The organism is Pseudoalteromonas sp. CR1 (genome assembly GCF_019392235.1).
Classification (GTDB): domain Bacteria; phylum Pseudomonadota; class Gammaproteobacteria; order Enterobacterales; family Alteromonadaceae; genus Pseudoalteromonas.
On sequence record NZ_JAHXRM010000011.1, the window covers coordinates 1 to 18,661 of the forward strand.

The following is an 18,661-nucleotide window of genomic DNA, read 5'->3' on the forward strand; positions in this document are numbered from 1 at the left end:
TCAACGTTTAAGATAGATTGCTCTTCTTCAACAGTGTCGCCAACAGCAACCATGATTTCGGTTACTTCAACTTCGTCATCACCAATGTCTGGTACGGTTACTTCTTTAGTTGAAGAACCTGAAGCTTGAGCTGGTACTGTTGATTCAGCAGGTGCTTCTGGTGCTGCATCAGCACCAGCGCTTTCGCCTTCAAATATAAACACTAAAGAGCCCGTTGTTACCGTGTCGCCAACATTTACTTTAATTTCTTTTACAGTACCCGCTTGCGCAGCAGGTACTTCCATTGAAGCTTTATCGCCTTCAACAGTCAGTAAAGATTGGTCAACATCTACTTTGTCACCAACGCTTACTAAGATTTCGGTTACTTCTACGTCATCGCCACCGATATCTGGAACATTAATTTCAATACTCATTGCAAACCTCTTATGCGTACAGTGGGTTTAGTTTATTGGTGTCGATGTCGAACTTCTTAAGCGCGTCAACAACTACAGACTTTTCAACTTCACCGCGTTTAGCAAGTTCAGATAACGTTGCAACAACAACGTAGCTTGCGTTAACTTCAAAGTGACGACGTAAGTTTTCACGACTATCAGAACGACCGTAACCATCTGTACCCAACACTTTATAGTTACTGCTTGGGATAAATGAACGGGCTTGCTCTGCGTAGTTTTTCATGTAATCGGTAGCGGCAACAGTTACTGAGTCGTTTAATACGCTCGTAATATAAGCTGTTTTTTGCTCGCTTTCTGGGTTAAGCATGTTGAAACGCTCAACATCTTGGCCATCACGGGTAAGCTCATTAAATGACGTTACAGAATAAACGTCTGATGCAATGCCGTAATCTTCACTTAAAATTGCCGCAGCTTTGCGTACTTCCGTCATGATAGTACCTGAGCTTAATAGCTGTACGTTGGCTTTTTTACCTTCGTAGCTTTCAAGCTTGTAAATACCTTTACGAATACCTTCTTCAGCACCTTCTGGCATTGCTGGCTGATGGTAGTTTTCGTTCATAAGCGTTAGGTAGTAGTAAATGTTTTCTTGGTTTTCACCGTACATACGACGAATACCGTCTTGAACAATAACCGCTACTTCAAATGCGTACGTTGGGTCGTAAGAAATACAGTTAGGAACCGTATTTGCAAGAATATGGCTGTGGCCATCTTCATGCTGCAGGCCTTCACCATTTAGCGTAGTACGACCGGCAGTAGCACCTAATAAGAAACCACGTGCTTGTTGGTCACCCGCCATCCATGCCATGTCGCCAACACGTTGGAAACCGAACATAGAGTAGTAAATGTAGAACGGGATCATTGGTAAATCGTTCGTGCTGTATGATGTTGCAGCAGCCACCCATGACGACATTGCACCTAGCTCGTTAATACCTTCTTGAAGTACCTGCCCTGATGTTGCTTCTTTGTAGTAAGAAACAATATCACGGTCTTGAGGGGTGTAGTTTTGACCATGCGGGTTGTAAATACCAATCTGGCGGAATAAACCTTCCATACCAAAGGTACGCGCTTCATCGGCAATAATTGGCACAATATTTTTACCAATGCCTTTATCTTTTAATAAAATATTAAGTGCACGAACAAAGCCCATTGTGGTTGAAATATCACGTTTTTGCTCTTCAAGTAATGGCTTAAACGCTTCGACTTCTGGCAACTGTAACTTCTCAGAAAACTCAGCAATACGCGTTGGTGTATAACCTTTTAAGTCTTTACGACGAGCATGCAAGTACTTGTACTCTTCAGAGCTTTCATCAAGCTCTAAGTAAGGTAAGTCTTTAATTGCTTCTTCAGAGACTAAATCTTGTAGGCCTAAACGGTCACGTAAGTGTTCAACATGGCTCATGTCCATTTTTTTCACTTGGTGCGCAATGTTTTTACCTTCAGCTGCTTCACCCATGCCGTAACCTTTTACCGTTTTAGCTAGGATCACAGTAGGACGGTCGTTAGTTTGCTCGGCCTTTTTGAATGCTGCGTAAAGTTTTGATGGCTCATGACCACCACGCTTAAGTGCAAAAATTTCGTCATCGGTCATATCTGCAACAAGGGCTGCTGTTTCTGGGTAGCGACCAAAGAAATGCTCACGAACGTACGCGCCATCTTTTGCTTTGTATGTTTGGTAATCGCCGTCAATAGTTTCGTTCATTAACTGCAGTAATTTACCTGTTGTATCTTTAGCAAGCAGAATATCCCAGCCGCTTCCCCATACAACTTTAATTACGTTCCAACCAGCACCTTTAAATAGGCCTTCTAGTTCTTGAATAATTTTACCATTACCCATTACTGGGCCATCTAAACGCTGTAAGTTACAGTTAATTAAGTAACATAGGTTGTCTAGCTTTTCACGAGCAGCGAACGAGATTGCACCACGTGATTCTGGCTCATCCATTTCACCGTCACCTAAAAACGCATATACACGTTGGTTTTTAGTGTCTTTTAAGCCACGGCCGTCTAGGTATTTTAAGAAACGCGCTTGGTAAATAGATGCAATTGGGCCTAAACCCATTGATACTGTAGGGAACTGCCAAAATTCAGGCATTAATTTAGGGTGTGGATACGACGGTAAACCTTTACCATCAACTTCTTGGCGGAAGTTATCTAGTTGAGCAGCGCTTAAACGCCCTTCAACAAATGCACGTGCATAAATACCCGGAGAAATATGGCCTTGGTAATAAACTAAGTCGCCACCGTCTACGTCGTTTGGTGCTTTGAAGAAGTGGTTAAAACACACTTCGTAAAAAGCAGCTGACGATTGGTAAGACGCCATATGGCCGCCTAAGTCGAGATCTTTTTTAGATGCACGCAGAACGATCATAATCGCGTTCCAACGAATAATTGAACGAATACGACGTTCAAGATTCACATCACCTGGGTAAGCAGGCTCTTGATCTACAGGAATAGTATTAACGTAGTTCGTGGTAATACCCGTTGGCATATCAACGCCATCTAAGCGGGCTTGCTCTAATACTTGCTCAAGTAAGTACTGAGCTCGTTCAACACCTTCTTCGCGCACAACTGATTCAAGAGCTTGTAACCACTCTTGTGTTTCTAGCGCGTCTACGTCAATTTTATTGACTTCAGACATATGGAGGTTTCCTTATGTTTAAAATACGAATGTTGTTAATTTAATACAACTGATACTTAACTTAGTGTGTTCAAGTAATAGAGTATTAGCTTAATTTTGTTTGGTGCGTCTTAAACTACGTTCAATTCGCGAATATTCTTTGCCCGCTTCAAGCAATGCTTCTTCAATAAACGCTAAATGCGCATTACTTGCTAAACGAGCTTGCTCTGGATTGCCGTCAATAACCGCATCCATTAACAAACGCCTGTGCTGAGCTAACTGACTGCTAATATCTGGCTTTTCTAATAAAACCGTTAAATTTTGCAATACATTTTGTTCAAGCAGCGCTTGCATACCTCTAACCAAGTGCAATAACACAACATTATGTGAGGCTTCAGCCACACTAAAATGAAAGGCATTAATTGCTTTTGCTTTTTGCTGTAAGTCATCTTGCGATAGCGCAATTTGATCAAAGCTTTGTTTTACTTTAGTAAAATCATTACTCGTTCCTCGTAGTGCTGCATAGTAAGCAGCAATACCTTCTAATGCATGACGAAATTCGAGTAAATCAAATTGTGATTCAGGGTGTTTACTTATCAGCTCAAACAATGGATCAGTTAGCCCTTCTTCAAGCTGATTTTTTACAAACGTGCCACCGCCTTGACGACGCGTAACGAGCCCTTTTGCCTCTAACTTTTGGATGGCCTCGCGCAGCGAAGGACGAGACACTTCAAACTGTTTTGCTAGTTCACGCTCTGGAGGCAGCTTTTCTCCTGGTGCTAACGAGCCCTCAAGAATCATATTTTCGAGTTGCTGTAAAATAACATCAGATAATTTTGCTGCTTTAATCTTTAAAGACATGAATCAACGTCCGCGTTGTATAAATACCAAGCCCTAAAATTGGGGCTTAAAGTTATAAGATTCACCCAAAAGGTAAATTGGTCATACCAAGAATTTGCAATACGTTATCAAAAACCCATATAGCTGTCAATTTACAGGTTACTTGCACGGGGATATTAGCGTAACGCATTTTGAACGAAGATCAAACAATACACAATATAGCTTAATTTTGAGTAACTGATAAGGTGGCCATTCAAATGGTCTGACCAGATAAGTTTAGAGTTTTAGCTCTATTTTAAAGGAGGGGCTAATCGCAATGTTTAAATAGAAAAGATAACCAAAAGGCAAAGCACTTTGGGGGAAATAAGTGCTTTGCTTTTAAATAGGCTGTAAAAATAAATAAGGTGTTAAGACAAGCCACCAAACAGGGTCAGTAATGCAATTAAAACTAAATAAAATAGCACGTTACGCTTAACTAATTTAATCATACACGTTGCCTCGTAAGTGCAACCATAATAACGCTTTTCTACTTGCTCTGCTGCAAGCGCAGTATAGGTGACGACCTTTCGGTTAGGGCTTGAAAAATCAAGCGCATAATGTAACCAACAGCTAGTGCCTTTATTAAAGTTACCAATCACTAAATAACCAAAACTCGCTATACGTGCGGGTAACCAATCCAACCAAAATAGTAGTTTATGTATTAGCTTAAAATGTTTAGCAAATATCACTTTGTGGTTGTCTCGTACTAAATCAGCAAAGGTACGCACAAGAGCATATAAAACAGCGCCTGGTGCCCCCAAAACCACAAACCAAAAAATAACCGCACAGTAAAATCTAAAGTTTACCCAAGCAAGTGTTTGCCCAAAGGTTTCACCGCCTTGTTGATCTTCAGTACGTTTTTGCCCCATTTGCAATGCATATAAAGAGGCTGCAGTACCATCATCTCGTGTGAGTGCGTTTAAATAGGCTTTATATAAAGCGCGCTGCTTTGCACAACCAAAACAAACAAGTAAAACAGCAATATTAATAGCCAGCTCCCACAACACAAAATTTGACAAGCTATAAATGCATGCCATGGCTACTACAGGTAAAAACAGCCAAATTAAAAAGCCAATTGCCGAACTAAATAAACCGTTACGGGCAAGTAAGCGGTTGGAGCGCTTTAAATAGCCATTGGCGTAATAACTTATTTGCCAATAGTTAGACCGTGCCCCTAAACGCTCTAAAATTAACGCTAAAATAATAGATACTAAAATCATGACAGTGACTCTCTCAACTTGGTTGCTCAAGCATATTTAAAAATAATGGCCAGTTAAAGCTAACGCCGGGGTCTGTTTTACGACCTGGTGCAATATCGCAGTGCCCCACAATACGCGAAGGGGTAATTTTTGGATAGCGCTGCATTATAGATTTACTTAAATGACATAACGAGGCGTACTGAGCGCTGGTATAAGCCGTTGTATCGGTGCCTTCAAGCTCAATACCAATACTATAATTGTTGCATGCAGTTTGCCCTGCAAATTCAGATGTGCCCGCATGCCAAGCACGCTTATTAAATGGCACGTATTGGACCACCTCACCGGTGCGTTTAATAAAGCAATGTGCTGAGACGCGCAGCCCTTTTAAATCACCAAAGCTTTGATGAGCATTGCAGTCAATACACCCCATAAATAAATCATCCACAAAGGGGGTGCCAAACTGCCCTGCTGGTAATGAAATATTATGAATGACCAGCAAGGTAATATCTGTGTGTTCAGGGCGCTCATCATAGTGCGTACATGCTCGCTGAGTTGCAGCTTTTAAAACCCCATTTAAATCTATTGCCATTACATTATTACCAAACTATTCATAACCTTGATGCTAAAGGATTTGTAAAAATAATGATAGTGACCAAGCCCCATCTTGATAAGGTAGGCAATTAAAAGCTTCTTACATTTTGCTATGAAAGCCCTAAGCTATACGCTAATAATTAAAAGCGCTTCTATTCATTATTTAAACATAGTAAAATTTTCTTTAATTTATTAATGCTTATGAGCTTTTAGCCATGTCTATTTCGCACACTTTACTTAGTCAACTTGTTACCCTTGCGCTCGACGAAGACTTAAACTACCAAACCGCAGCCGATGGTGACATAACCGCTCAGCTTATCCCACAAAACGAGCAAGCTAGTGCTAAAGTTATAACTCGTGAAGATTGCATATTTTGTGGAAAAGACATCATAATTGAAGTATTTAAGCAAGTGGACCCAACAGTACAAGTATCAGTACTTGTTAGCGATGGCGACTTTGTAACGGCCAACAGCCCCCTGTTTACAGCAAAAGGTTCAGCCCGCGCAATTTTAACGGCAGAGCGAACCGCTCTTAACTTTGTACAAACTTTATCTGGCACAGCAACCACCACCGCGCATTATGTAAAAGAACTCAGCGGCACAACGACCCAATTACTCGATACCCGTAAAACTATTCCGGGGCTCAGAGCCTTACAAAAATATGCAGTAAAATGCGGCGGTGGCACAAACCACCGCATAGGATTGTTTGATGCGTTTTTAATTAAAGAAAATCACATAGCAGCCTGCGGCGGTATAGACAAAGCCGTTGCTCAGGCAAAGCTAAACCACCCAAGTAAACCGGTTGAAGTTGAGGTTGAGTCGCTTCAAGAGTTAAAGCAAGCCATAGACGCAGGCGCCGATATTATCATGCTTGATAACTTTAGCGTTGAGCAAATTAAGCAAGCAGTTATTTTAACTAACAAACGCGCTAAATTAGAAGTGTCTGGCAATATGACGTTAGCAACACTCAAAACCTATTCTCAAGCGGGCGTAGACTTTATATCCAGCGGTGCATTAACAAAAAACTTACAATCAATCGATTTATCGATGCGTTTTGAATGATGTATAGCCAAAGTAATAATTTAGTTCTACATTTAATAAATGCTAAAGCGTTGACAAGTTAAAACAAAAGTAATTTAATAGTTAAAAATAACTAGTTGTAACAACTTGTTAAATTAATTAGCTGTTTTAGGAAAAGTAACGTGCTATTAACTAAAATAAAATGATACACTTGTATTGTTTTATTATAAAAGCTCGTAATAAATAATGAGTTATTAACGTTTAAATTAAAGTTAATAAGCAACTTTTGTTATTTATTCCTACACTTTTATTGGCTGCTGGTAGACTTTATTTGCATCCAATTTATAAATAGCAAGTTACATATAAAATATAATGAATTCACACCTAGCTTTTGTGTTTCATACCCTAAAGCTAAAGTGCATACAGAGCGCAGATAATCTCATTCAAACCGAGAGATAGCGCAAAAAGTTTATTTTAAGCAAAACTGTAAAGTAAATCAGTTAAATTAAGTTCGGCATAATGCCAATTAAGTGATTTAATTTACACAATCTATCCTTTAGGAGAGGAAACATGAAAACAATGACTCAAAAACAACAGGGTTTCACCCTAATTGAATTAATGATTGTTATCGCAATCATCGGTATTCTTGCTGCTATCGCTTTACCGCAGTACCAGAACTACACTAAAAAGGCACGCTTCTCAGAGGTAGTGCTTGCTGCATCTTCTGTTAAAGGCCTAGTTGATGTTTGTTATCAAACTCGTGGGGCTGGTGTTTTAGCCGCTTGTGATACAGCTGATGAAATCGGATTAGACGCAGCTGGCGCACAAGCTGGAACACACGTTTCTACTGTTACTATTGCAGAAACAACTGCTGCAATTACTGCAACAGGAGCCACAACTGTTGATAGTGCAACTTATATATTAACTCCAAGCGCTGTTGCTGGAAGCTTAACATGGGCACAAACTGGTACTTGCATAGCCGAAGGTGTTTGTTAATATAGAATGAAAAAGCTTAATGGCTTTTCATTAATAGAGCTAATGATAGTTATCGCTATAATTGGGATACTCGTTTCATTAGCTCTTCCTGGTTACAATAATCATTTCAAACGTTCTAAATTCACCGAAGTAGTTTTAGCCTCTAATGCACTTCAACGTCAAATTGAAATATGCTTTAACATTAAACATAACATTAACGAATGTGATACATTTGAAAAAGCAGGCTCAAAAAAGTCTAATTTTACAGCACCTACCTACGTGAGCAATATTGAAATTACTAATTTATCAGGCGTACTTCAAATAAGGGCCACGGGGAGTGGTGAAGCCTCAATATCTTCAAGTGGAGATACCTATATAATGAATGCTATTGTCAACACAAACTACATAAAGTGGCAATTATCAACCTCAAGCACTTGCATTAGTGAAGGGACTTGTTAAATCGAAGTTCTCCTTCCAGTTTAATTACATTAACAATCCCTTTTTTGGTTATTACACCACACATTGTTTCACACTCCGCCTCAAAGCTGGAAAGCATAAAAAACTCATGCATTTCAACAGGCGAAATACCTTCTTGTATTAATTTTTCATATACAAATCTTCCTTTGCTGCCAACATCAGGTTCATTAAATATATAAAATTGCTCGTTACTAGCTTCTTTTCTAGAGTCCCCGTTAGTAATAGCAAAATACGAACCTTGCCACTTTATAAAATAAGCTAATCTTTGACTATCAATCTGAATTAATCCATAACCCAACGAAAAAATTTGCAGTAAAATAATAACGCTAATATTAATCATATTTTCTTTGTAGGACTTTAAAGGCGAGAGCAACCATAAACTCAGCAATGGACCCAAAACCAAGTCTAATAAAAAAATAATCACAGCTACCCCTAATAAATCAGTTAACAAATACCTGCCATTATCAAACCAAGTAGTAAAAATAAGAAAACCAATAGCGTTTAATAAAATAAAACCAATAATAAAATGAACAAATGACCACTTTATTTTCTTATTAATAATTTTAGAAATCACTGCAAACTCCTCCTAATTTATTTAGTACTAAAAGTAAATACATCAATTGTTTAAGTTCTAGTTTATAGCTATTATATAGTATTAGGTTAAATCTTATACCTTATACTTCGATACAGGATTATGATGGCTAAACAACAAGAAAAAAAAGGACAGGATACTTTTGTTTGGGTAGGAGTTAGTGCCAGAGGTAAGCGCCTAGAAGGTGAGCTAAACGGAAATAGTATTGCCTTAGTTAAAGCCCAACTTCGCAAGCAAGGTATAACCCCGTCAAAAGTAAAACGTAAGCCAAAACCGTTGTTCGGGACAAGACTACAAAAGATAACACCAAAAGACATTGCAATGGTTACAAGGCAAATTGCCACAATGTTAATGGCGGGCGTCCCGCTTATACAAGCTGTGGAAATGATTGGCTCTGGCGCAACCAACAAAAGCGTTGGCAAGCTAATGGAGACTATTGGTGATGAAGTAAAAGCAGGTCAGCCTTTATCCCAAGCACTCAGAAAACACCCTCGTTATTTTGACGACTTATATTGTGATTTAGTGGCGTCGGGCGAGCAATCAGGTGCGCTTGATAAAATATTTGACCGTGTAGCACTTTATAAAGAAAAGTCTGAAGCGTTAAAGTCGAAAATAAAAAAAGCGATGTTTTACCCAATAGCAGTTTTAGTTGTTGCGCTTATTGTAACTTCGATTTTATTGATATTCGTAGTTCCTCAATTTCAGGACATATTTAATGGTTTTGGCGCAGAACTCCCTGCTTTTACATTGTTTGTTATTGCAATATCTGAGTTCATGCAGGAATACTGGTGGATAATCGTGCTAATTATGGCTGCATTTGGTTACGGATATAAAGAAGCGTTACTGAAGAGTCAAAAATTAAGAGATGCAACGGATAGGCTAATATTAAAAATGCCAGTCGTTGGTATGATTTTAAACAAAGCCGCTGTTGCCCGTTATGCGCGTACACTTTCAACCACTTTTGCGGCAGGTGTACCACTTGTTGATGCGCTTGACTCTGCTGCAGGTGCCTCGGGTAACGCAGTGTACCGTTATGCTATTTTAGATATAAAAGCCGAGGTAAGCTCAGGTAACCAAATGAACTGGGCTATGCGTAACTCTAAAATATTTCCTGATATGGTAATACAAATGGTCGCCATTGGTGAAGAATCTGGATCATTAGATGGCATGCTGGCAAAAGTAGCGACTATTTACGAGCAAGAGGTTGACGATGCGGTTGATGGCCTTTCAAGCTTGTTAGAGCCACTTATTATGGCGGTACTTGGTGTACTTGTAGGTGGATTGATTATTGCTATGTACTTACCAATTTTCCAGTTAGGCTCTGTAATTTAATTAATAAAAATTTACAGGAATTAAAGAGAGCCTTGTTTTTATAAGGTTGGCGGCTAACGTCTTCTCATTGATTCTCTATCACTTTTTTTTGATAATTATTACACTTAATTTTTTAAAGCAGTTTTCAGGTATATAATGCAAAGTATTATTGAAGTAATGCAAAGCCAACTCTGGTTTTATTTAACCACTGTTGGCTTAGTTAGTTTATGTGTAGGCAGTTTTTTAAACGTTGTTATTTACCGTTTACCACTTATGATGCAACATGAATGGCAAAGCGAGTGTAGGCTATTATTAGATGACGAGCTAAATACCAATCAAGCAAAACCCAAAAATATCAGCGAGCCTTTTAATCTTGTAAAACCAAATTCTACCTGCCCTAAATGCAAAACGGCCATTAAGCCTTGGCAAAATATACCTATTATTAGCTGGTTAATACTTAAGGGTAAATGCGCAAGTTGTAGTCACCCTATCTCTATTCGTTACCCTGCAGTTGAGGCTGTTACGGCTCTATTAAGCTTAGTGGTTGCTTATACCTTTGGCGCAACAGAACAAGCATTATTATACATAGTGATCACGTGGGCACTTGTGGCACTGACCTTTATTGATATAGACCACATGTTACTGCCCGATCAGCTAACTTTGCCGCTTGTTTGGCTGGCACTTATTGCCGCCGTTGCCGGAATTACAATTACGCCAAGTGATGCCATTATAGGGGCCGCCTTTGGTTATTTAAGCTTGTGGAGTGTTTTTTGGTTATTTAAACTGTTAACAGGTAAGGAAGGCATGGGCTATGGCGACTTTAAACTTTTAGCTTTATTTGGTGCGCTACTCGGCTGGCAATCGTTACTCACCATAATACTGCTTTCAAGTGTTGTTGGCGCCATTATTGGCATCGCCTTGTTAAGTATTCAGGGTAAAGATAAAGCAACCCCCATCCCATTTGGTCCTTACCTAGCAATTGCTGGTTGGATCACGTTACTGTGGGGTAACCAATTGCAAAGCGCGTATTTTAACTTAATTGGTTACTAACTTGAGTGCAGCCTAAAATGAGTGACACCATAAATAAAACATCACCTTGGGTTCTTGGTTTAACAGGCGGTATAGGCTGTGGCAAAACAGCGGTAAGTAATATGTTTGAGCAACTGGGTATAACAATAGTTGATGCCGACATTATTGCGCGCCAAGTTGTAAAACCTAAAAGCGATGGTTTAAATGCCATTGTGAGCAAATTTGGTCAAGGTATTTTATTGAGCGATGGCACACTCAACAGAAGCGCTCTGCGTGAACGTATTTTTACTAACAATGCAGACAAAGAATGGCTAAATACCCTATTACATCCACTTATTAGAAACAAAATATATAACGATATTACTACCGCTAAAAGTGCATACGTTGTTCTTGTGGCACCACTTTTGTTTGAAAACGGCCTTGATAAATTGTGTAATCGAACGCTACTGATTGATATACCTCAAAGTGTGCAAATAAAGCGTACAGCTTCGCGTGATAATGTAAGTGTTGAGCAAGTAAAAGCGATTATTGCAGCGCAAATGCCACGTGAAGACAAACAAAAAAAAGCAGATGATATTTTAAATAACGACCGCTCACTTACCGACGTTAACCACGACTTATTAGAACTTCATAAAAGTTATCTACACATGGCACAAATGCTAGTAACTTAAATTGTAAAACCGAGTCAAAACAAACTAATCTCCTATATTAATTAATAAATTTAGCCTAGATTGTGAAGAGTAATGTAATCCCCTTCTTTTTTCTGATAAATTACTCTCTCTGAAGGATTAAAAAGGTGCGCAATGAATATTAACTCACCGTTATTAAGAAAGTTTCTTACGCTTGGGCGTATTGATGCCGATACGGTAAAAGCAAAGCAGCAAGAGTTTGCCTCAACAGCTGAACTGATTTCTAAATGCGGAAAAATAGACAGTAAAGAGTTAGCAGAGCAATGTATTGATTTGTTCCGTGTTCCCTATTTTGATTTAAAAGACTTTGATCCTGCGTCTATTCCTGCCGACCTTGTAAAAGAAAAATTGATCCGCAAGCACCATATTTTACCGCTGGTCCAAAAAGGCCGAAAGGTTTATGTGGCAGCCTCTGATCCAACCGATTACGGCGCATTCGAAAACTTTGAATTTAGTACCGGCTTTTCATGCGAAATCGTCGTTGTTGATTATATTCAGCTCGATAATAAAATTGAGCAATTGCTAGACGCAACCGGCAGCTTAAATTTAAGCGAGGATGAGTTTAAAGAATTTGCCGACCTAGACACAGAAAGCCAAAAAGAATCTACACCGCAAGATGATGATAAAGACGATGCGCCTATTATTGTTTACATTAATAAAATTTTAATGGACGCGATAAAAAAAGGCGCATCAGATCTACATTTTGAACCTTACGAGCACAAGTACCGCATTCGTTTTCGTATTGATGGCATTTTACACGAAGTGGCAAGCCCACCTAATACATTAGCAACTAAGCTTTCTGCTCGTATCAAAGTAATGTCGCGACTTGATATTGCCGAAAAGCGCAAACCACAAGATGGCCGAATTAAATTAAAAATTACTGAGCGAAAAAGTATCGATTTTCGTGTCAGTACTATGCCAACGCTGTGGGGCGAAAAAATAGTAATGCGTATTCTTGATTCATCAAGCGCTATGCTAGGCATTGATGTACTTGGTTACGAAGAAGAACAGAAAAAGCTATACATGGATGCACTTGGTCAACCACAAGGTATGATACTGGTTACAGGCCCAACCGGTTCAGGTAAAACGGTCTCTCTTTATACGGGTTTAAACATACTAAACCAACCTGAGCGAAACATTAGTACCGCTGAGGATCCGGTTGAAATAAACCTGGAGGGAATAAACCAAGTACAAATTAACCCTAAAGCCGACATGACCTTTGCTAATGCGCTACGTGCGTTTTTACGCCAAGATCCCGACGTGGTAATGGTGGGTGAAATACGTGACCTTGAAACCGCAGAAATTTCAATAAAAGCGGCGCAAACGGGTCACTTGGTTTTATCTACATTGCATACCAATTCAGCGCCAGAAACCATTACTCGACTATTAAATATGGGCGTTCCCGCCTATAACGTAGCCAGCTCTATTAGTTTGATTATTGCACAGCGGTTAGCACGTCGTTTATGCCCAAAATGTAAAATGCCAGAGCAATTGCCAAGCGAAGAGCTATCTCGCCAAGGGTTTAGCACAGCGCAAATTGACGATATGACTCTATATGCACCTAAAGGTTGTGATAGCTGTACCGATGGCTACAAAGGCCGTGTCGGTATTTACGAAGTAATGCAAATTACACCAGAAATTGCACAAATAATTATGCGCGGCGGTAACTCATTAGAAATCGCTGAGGTATCATTAAAAGCCGGTTTTAATAATTTACGCCTATCGGGTTTACGTAAAGCCGCTGATGGTTTAACGTCACTTGCAGAAATAAACCGCGTAACCAATATGTAAAGCTATTTAGCGCTTTTTATTTTATAGCGAGCGCTAATGACTAACCTAAGCTCTGGAAATAAATAAGTTTAACCAGTCCTTAGGCTAAGAAAAATGTAGAGAGTAAAACATGCCTACTGTTGTAAACTGTCCAACCTGTAAAACAAATGTAGAGTGGTCTGAGCAAAGCCCTCATCGCCCATTTTGTTCTAAGCGTTGCCAACTCATTGACCTAGGTGAATGGTCGTTTGAAAATAATAAAATTTCAGCGCCCATTACATCAGCAGATCAAATAAACCAAGACATGATTGAAGACATAGAAGCCATGATGGCCAAAAACGAAGATGACTTTTTTAAGTAATGTCATAAAGTATCTATAAAAACAAAAGCCAGCTAATTGCTGGCTTTTTAGTGCTTAAGCTAAAATATAAGGTTGTGACAACCTATATTTTGGCAAATTAACCTCTTTGCTTACGGTGCTTTTTGCCCATACGCTTTTGCATTTTAGCAAACTTCTCTTGCTGCTCAGCGTTAAGTACCTGCATTACTTGGTGCTGCGTTTTTAGCTTAATTAAACCAAACTCTTCGCCTTTACTTTGGCTTGCATTCAATAGCTCTTTAGCTGCATTTTCATCAAATGTTGCAGCGCTAAGTAATGCATCCATTTTGGCTTTATGCGTTTCACGCATTTCTTTACGTGCTTCTTTATCGCCGCCTCTTAAGGCTTTCATTTGCGTTTTTTGTGCTTCAAAAATAGCTTTAAGCTTAGTTTGCTGCTCGTCGGTTAAATCAAGCTTGTTGGCGCCGCGCTCAGAGAGTAAAAAACGCGCTTGAGAGTGGCCTTGCTTATCATGCATGCCGCCTTTAGCTAATACGCTGCCTGCGCCAAGAGTGGCTGTTGCTAGGCCACAAATAAGTACTAATTTTGAAAGTGTATTTACTTTAGTCATAATCATCACCTTAACTGTTGGGTTGGTTGTGGTTAGCTGTCGTTGTGACTGCTTAGCCTGTGAGTTAACTATAACTAACTCAACGCAAAGTAACGCAAAGCAGTGTAAAGGTTGTGTAAAGATTCACTTTTGACCAATTAAGGGCGTAAAATAAAGAAATGACATATTACCTAAGGGTTTGTAAATGAAGCTATTAATGATTGACGATGATACGGGTCTTTGTGAATTACTAAGCGAATACCTTTCTACCCAAGGGTTTGAAGTACAGAGCGTACACGATGGCGCACAAGGCCTAAAGCTGGCACAAAACAACGAGTATGCATTAATATTGCTTGACGTAATGCTACCTACTTTAGATGGCTTTGAAGTACTAAAACAGCTTAGGCAAACAAAACTTACGCCAGTCATTATGCTTACAGCTAAAGGTGAAGACTTTGACCGTATTTTTGGATTAGAGCTTGGCGCTGACGACTATATACCAAAGCCGTTTAATCACAGAGAGTTACTAGCCCGCGTAAAAGCAATTACTCGCCGCATTGAACATATAAATAGTTTAGGTGTTACTAACACAAATAAGCTGCTTGTGAATGGGGTGACGATAAACCTTGGGGCAAGGGAAGCATTAATAAATGAGCACACGCTCACGCTTACTGGCACAGAGTACGAAATACTCGCGCTTTTATGTAAAAATGCTAGCGAAGTTGTTAGTAAAGAACAAATAAGTGAAGAGGTACTAGGCAGACGTTTAGCATCGTTCGACCGCTCTATTGATATGCATGTTAGTAATATCCGGAAAAAAATAGCAGAGCACATCAAAACCGAACGAATTAAAACAATGAGAGGCACGGGTTATGTTTTCATTCAAGGCGAATAAGCCCAGCGCTTTTTATTGGCTTAAGCACCCTCAGCATTACTTATTTTTTAAAATATTTACATGGTTTTGGGTGACTATAATCGGCACTGTTACCGCGCTTATTTTTTTTAGTAATATAGGCGCTCTTAACTTAGTGAGTAACGAGCCATTACAAGGGCCAATAGAAAAAAACTTAGCCTATACCGCTAAAAGCATAGAACGCTCTGCATTTAAGCATAAGCGTTCGCTTAATAGTATTCTTTCACATCCACGACTTTCTAAACGTAAGCTATTATATTTAAGCGCTGAGCAATCTGAAGACTCGCTAACTAATAAAACCGTTCCAGCAAATATAGATTTAAGCTTGCTTAATTTTACAAAAAACATGCCGCCACAAGTTGTGTTTACAGAGCAATACCAAGCATTTGGCCCTGTTCAATTAACACTACCCGAAGGCACTTTTTATTTATATGAAATAGACATAAACAATCAGCCTCCTTTATTTATACGCTTAAAGCTAATGCCTGGCTGGATAAAAATATCAATTGCTATTAGCGCGTCTTTAATTTTAAGCTTTTTGTTTAGCCGCAATTTAATAGCGCCTATAAATAGCTTAAAAAAAGCGGCTGTAAAACTATCTTCTGGTGACTTAAGCGCACGCGCTGCTATTTCAGCAAACCGAAAAGACGAATTGGGTGTTCTTGGCCGTGACTTTAACAGCATGGCAAACCAATTAGAGCTGCTAATAAGCTCACAAAAACGTTTGCTCGCCGATATATCTCATGAATTGCGATCCCCTCTTACTCGATTAAAAATGGCAACAGGGTTAGCACAAATGCAAGCAAACGAAGCAAGTCAGCCGTACTTAGTAAGAATAGAAAAAGAAGCGAACCAGCTCGACAAAATGATTGCTGACGTTTTGCAAGTCTCTCGTTTAGAGGCGAAAAGCCAAACTCTTTCGCTGCAAAAACAATCGCTACAAGTTATTGTTGAACACGTATTGAACGATGCACAGTTTGAAGCAAAGCAATGTAATAAACAGCTCACAATATCTGGCGATACAAAAGTAACCATTAACTGCGATGAGGCCCTGATTGCCAGCGCGCTCGAAAACCTACTGCGTAATGCCATTAAATATGCAAATAACACCATAAATATAACGTTATCGCATGCAGATACCGTACATATTGAAATATGTGATGATGGCCCTGGTGTACCAAATAACCAGCTTGATAAGCTATGTGAGCCGTTTTTTAGGCAATCTGATGCTAGAGATAGAGTCAGTGGCGGAACCGGTTTAGGCTTAGCTATCGCAAAAAATGCAATTACAGCTCATAATGGCACCTTAGTTTTATCTAATAAAGATCAGGGCGGCTTGTGTGCTAATATCACACTGCCAATAATCAAAGAGTAAACCATGTTTTATAGTAGTGAGCGCGAGCTTAAAGGTAACCAATCAGCCATTAATGATTTTTATCAAAACACATTAGTTAAAGCGTATTTAAATACGCCTAATGGGCAGTTATTTTACGCGCATGCCCAGCCGGATAAAGCTCATGTTGCCATAGTTGTTAGCTCGGGCAGAATCGAAGGGCTCGATAAATACAAAGAGTTATTATGGGAGCTTTACACTAATAATTTTGCTGTATTCATTGTTGACCACCAAGGACAAGGTCGCTCTTACCGCTATTTAAAAAATAAACATAAAGGCTATGTAAATAATTTTGGTGACTACAGTGCCGATCTTAATTTATTTAACACTCAAATAGTCGACACCGTTTGGCAAGGTAAAAAGCTATTAGTGAGCCACTCGATGGGAGGTGCTATTGCATTTGATTATTTGGCAAACTATGAGCATAGTTTTAGCGGTGCGTTTTTATCAGCTCCCATGTTTGATATACACACCAAAGGGATCCCAAAGCCTTTAGCCCGAATAATTGCAAGTAATGCCGTACGCCTTGGTTTTCAGTTTAGCTATGCACTTGGGCAAACCGATTATACCCCTGAGGAATTTCCTTTAAACGTATTAACAAGCTGTGAATTACGCTATAGCTTATTTAGACAAACTTATAACGAAGAGCCTTTATTGCAACTTGGCGGGGTTACCTATGGATGGCTAAACTCAACCTTTACTTTTTTAGCCTCAATAGATGAGCTCAATATTGATATTCCAGTTTATATTGCCAGCGCTAAAAACGATGTGGTTGTCGATAATGAAGCGCACTATAGGCTGGCCAATAAGCACGCAAATATTACTCTAGAAAGCTTTGCTGACGCTAAACATGAACTATTTTTTGAATGTGATGAAATACGCCAGCCAGTGCTTAACAGCTTGTATCAGTTTTGTGAGTCGGTGACGGCTTAGTCAGAACCGACAGCGGATCGAGGTGGATTAATATATCAACCTCTGATTCAAAACGAGCACCTATCATCGCTTCAACTTCATCGGCCACAGTATGAGCTCGGATCAGGCTTAAATGGTCATCAAGCTCTAAATGCATTTGAATAAACTTAATTTTACCACCTTGGCGAGTACGAATTCCGTGTACACCATGCACGTCGGTATGCTCTTTAGCAATATCAAAAATACTTTGCTTTTCATCGTCGGGGAGTTCTTTATCCATTAAATGATCGGCACTATCTCTGGCAATATCCCAACTGTTATAGAGTAGGTAGCCTGCGACCCCTATTGCAAAAATAGGATCGGCATACATCATTCCGTAATAAGATAAAGCAATCGCAATTAAAACGGCGGCATTTAAAATCAAATCACCTTTGTAGTGCACCGAATCTGCTTTTATAGCAATAGACTCTGTATGTTTAATTACTTTGGTTTGCACAAAAACAATCACCAAAGTACAAGCAATAGCAAAAGCACTTACCCATACACCTAATAGTGAATGTGTAAGCTCTATAGGATTAAATAAACGCTCTATACCATGGAATGCCAGTAAACAGCCCGAACCTGCTATAAACGCAGCTTGCCCAAGCCCTGCTAATGCCTCGGCTTTACCGTGACCAAACCGGTGATCATCGTCAGCCGGACGCAGTGCGTAACCCAAAACTAAGAAGCTCATGAATGTAGCGGTAATGTCCATTAATGAGTCTGTTAACGAGCCAAGCATTGAAGCTGAGCCTGAAGCAAGCCAAGCCCACGCTTTTGCTGCAATCATTAAACTCACCATTACCATAGTAATAATGCTAGAAGCTTTAACCCAAAATTCGTAACTGCGGTTATGCACGTTTTTATCCGCTAAT

At 39.5% G+C, this 18,661-nt stretch carries 19 protein-coding genes; 11 read left to right on the forward strand and 8 right to left on the reverse strand.

Features of this window, described 5'->3' with window-relative positions; translation table 11 throughout:
- From KZZ04_RS10890 to ampD, 5 genes are all read right to left on the reverse strand, one after another.
- Window positions 1-413, reverse strand: a 413-nt coding sequence (locus tag KZZ04_RS10890) for a biotin/lipoyl-containing protein (RefSeq protein WP_306430580.1), incomplete at its 3' end; no start/stop codon positions are given.
- A 10-nt stretch (window positions 414-423) separates the two neighbouring features.
- Window positions 424-3,090, reverse strand: a complete 2,667-nt coding sequence (gene aceE / locus KZZ04_RS10895; protein ID WP_219422743.1) for a pyruvate dehydrogenase (acetyl-transferring), homodimeric type — start codon at window positions 3,088-3,090, stop codon at window positions 424-426.
- A 90-nt stretch (window positions 3,091-3,180) separates the two neighbouring features.
- Entirely contained in the window at window positions 3,181-3,930 is a 750-nt protein-coding gene (gene pdhR / locus KZZ04_RS10900) for a pyruvate dehydrogenase complex transcriptional repressor PdhR (RefSeq protein ID WP_138530562.1), read from the reverse strand.
- A 386-nt stretch (window positions 3,931-4,316) separates the two neighbouring features.
- Entirely contained in the window at window positions 4,317-5,168 is an 852-nt protein-coding gene (gene ampE / locus KZZ04_RS10905) for a beta-lactamase regulator AmpE (RefSeq protein ID WP_058404509.1), read from the reverse strand.
- Window positions 5,169-5,181: 13 nt separating this feature from the next.
- The gene (gene ampD, locus KZZ04_RS10910) at window positions 5,182-5,736 is read right to left on the reverse strand and encodes a 1,6-anhydro-N-acetylmuramyl-L-alanine amidase AmpD (RefSeq protein ID WP_219422744.1); all 555 of its coding nucleotides are present in this window, start codon (window positions 5,734-5,736) and stop codon (window positions 5,182-5,184) included.
- A 217-nt stretch (window positions 5,737-5,953) separates the two neighbouring features.
- On the opposite strand from ampD, the gene nadC reads away from it, so the two are divergent.
- The 3 genes from nadC to KZZ04_RS21365 all read left to right on the forward strand — a co-directional run bounded on the left by nadC (window position 5,954) and on the right by KZZ04_RS21365 (window position 8,191).
- A complete protein-coding gene (gene nadC, locus KZZ04_RS10915) occupies window positions 5,954-6,799 on the forward strand; it encodes a carboxylating nicotinate-nucleotide diphosphorylase (protein WP_219422745.1) in 846 nt (281 codons plus the stop codon).
- A 528-nt stretch (window positions 6,800-7,327) separates the two neighbouring features.
- Complete coding sequence (locus KZZ04_RS10920; RefSeq protein WP_306430581.1) at window positions 7,328-7,753, forward strand: prepilin-type N-terminal cleavage/methylation domain-containing protein; 426 nt, start codon at window positions 7,328-7,330, stop codon at window positions 7,751-7,753.
- 6 nt (window positions 7,754-7,759) lie between these two features.
- Window positions 7,760-8,191 carry a prepilin-type N-terminal cleavage/methylation domain-containing protein gene (locus KZZ04_RS21365; RefSeq protein ID WP_219422746.1) on the forward strand — a complete coding sequence of 144 codons (432 nt, stop codon included), beginning with the start codon at window positions 7,760-7,762 and terminating at the stop codon, window positions 8,189-8,191.
- Here the strand turns inward: KZZ04_RS21365 and KZZ04_RS10930 are convergent.
- Complete coding sequence (locus KZZ04_RS10930) at window positions 8,172-8,783, reverse strand: fimbrial assembly protein (protein WP_257903614.1); 612 nt, start codon at window positions 8,781-8,783, stop codon at window positions 8,172-8,174. The genes KZZ04_RS21365 and KZZ04_RS10930 overlap by 20 nt on opposite strands.
- A gap of 123 nt (window positions 8,784-8,906) precedes the next feature.
- Between KZZ04_RS10930 and KZZ04_RS10935 the strand changes: the two genes are divergently transcribed.
- The 5 genes from KZZ04_RS10935 to yacG all read left to right on the forward strand — a co-directional run bounded on the left by KZZ04_RS10935 (window position 8,907) and on the right by yacG (window position 13,961).
- Window positions 8,907-10,133 carry a type II secretion system F family protein gene (locus tag KZZ04_RS10935; RefSeq protein ID WP_219422747.1) on the forward strand — a complete coding sequence of 409 codons (1,227 nt, stop codon included), beginning with the start codon at window positions 8,907-8,909 and terminating at the stop codon, window positions 10,131-10,133.
- A gap of 135 nt (window positions 10,134-10,268) precedes the next feature.
- Window positions 10,269-11,162: an A24 family peptidase gene (locus KZZ04_RS10940; protein WP_219422748.1), complete on the forward strand. Its 894-nt coding sequence runs from the start codon at window positions 10,269-10,271 to the stop codon at window positions 11,160-11,162.
- A gap of 17 nt (window positions 11,163-11,179) precedes the next feature.
- Window positions 11,180-11,812, forward strand: a complete 633-nt coding sequence (coaE, locus tag KZZ04_RS10945) for a dephospho-CoA kinase (RefSeq protein ID WP_219422749.1) — start codon at window positions 11,180-11,182, stop codon at window positions 11,810-11,812.
- Window positions 11,813-11,944: 132 nt separating this feature from the next.
- Window positions 11,945-13,621, forward strand: a complete 1,677-nt coding sequence (pilB, locus tag KZZ04_RS10950; RefSeq protein ID WP_219422750.1) for a type IV-A pilus assembly ATPase PilB — start codon at window positions 11,945-11,947, stop codon at window positions 13,619-13,621.
- A 109-nt stretch (window positions 13,622-13,730) separates the two neighbouring features.
- The gene (gene yacG, locus KZZ04_RS10955; protein WP_006794561.1) at window positions 13,731-13,961 is read left to right on the forward strand and encodes a DNA gyrase inhibitor YacG; all 231 of its coding nucleotides are present in this window, start codon (window positions 13,731-13,733) and stop codon (window positions 13,959-13,961) included.
- Window positions 13,962-14,058: 97 nt separating this feature from the next.
- On the opposite strand, the gene KZZ04_RS10960 is transcribed toward yacG, so the two are convergent.
- Window positions 14,059-14,550 carry a Spy/CpxP family protein refolding chaperone gene (locus KZZ04_RS10960; protein WP_219422751.1) on the reverse strand — a complete coding sequence of 164 codons (492 nt, stop codon included), beginning with the start codon at window positions 14,548-14,550 and terminating at the stop codon, window positions 14,059-14,061.
- A gap of 184 nt (window positions 14,551-14,734) precedes the next feature.
- On the opposite strand from KZZ04_RS10960, the gene KZZ04_RS10965 reads away from it, so the two are divergent.
- The 3 genes from KZZ04_RS10965 to KZZ04_RS10975 are packed head-to-tail and all read left to right on the forward strand — an operon-like array spanning window position 14,735 to window position 17,768.
- Window positions 14,735-15,424 carry a response regulator transcription factor gene (locus tag KZZ04_RS10965; RefSeq protein ID WP_138530584.1) on the forward strand — a complete coding sequence of 230 codons (690 nt, stop codon included), beginning with the start codon at window positions 14,735-14,737 and terminating at the stop codon, window positions 15,422-15,424.
- Window positions 15,402-16,817 carry an ATP-binding protein gene (locus KZZ04_RS10970; protein ID WP_219422752.1) on the forward strand — a complete coding sequence of 472 codons (1,416 nt, stop codon included), beginning with the start codon at window positions 15,402-15,404 and terminating at the stop codon, window positions 16,815-16,817. The genes KZZ04_RS10965 and KZZ04_RS10970 overlap by 23 nt, the downstream gene beginning before the upstream one ends.
- A 3-nt stretch (window positions 16,818-16,820) precedes the next feature.
- Complete coding sequence (locus KZZ04_RS10975) at window positions 16,821-17,768, forward strand: alpha/beta fold hydrolase (protein WP_219422753.1); 948 nt, start codon at window positions 16,821-16,823, stop codon at window positions 17,766-17,768.
- Here KZZ04_RS10975 and KZZ04_RS10980 read toward each other — a convergent pair.
- A complete protein-coding gene (locus KZZ04_RS10980; protein ID WP_082653611.1) occupies window positions 17,728-18,594 on the reverse strand; it encodes a cation diffusion facilitator family transporter in 867 nt (288 codons plus the stop codon). The two genes, KZZ04_RS10975 and KZZ04_RS10980, sit on opposite strands and share 41 nt — an antisense overlap.
- Between the last annotated feature and the right edge of the window lie 67 nt (window positions 18,595-18,661).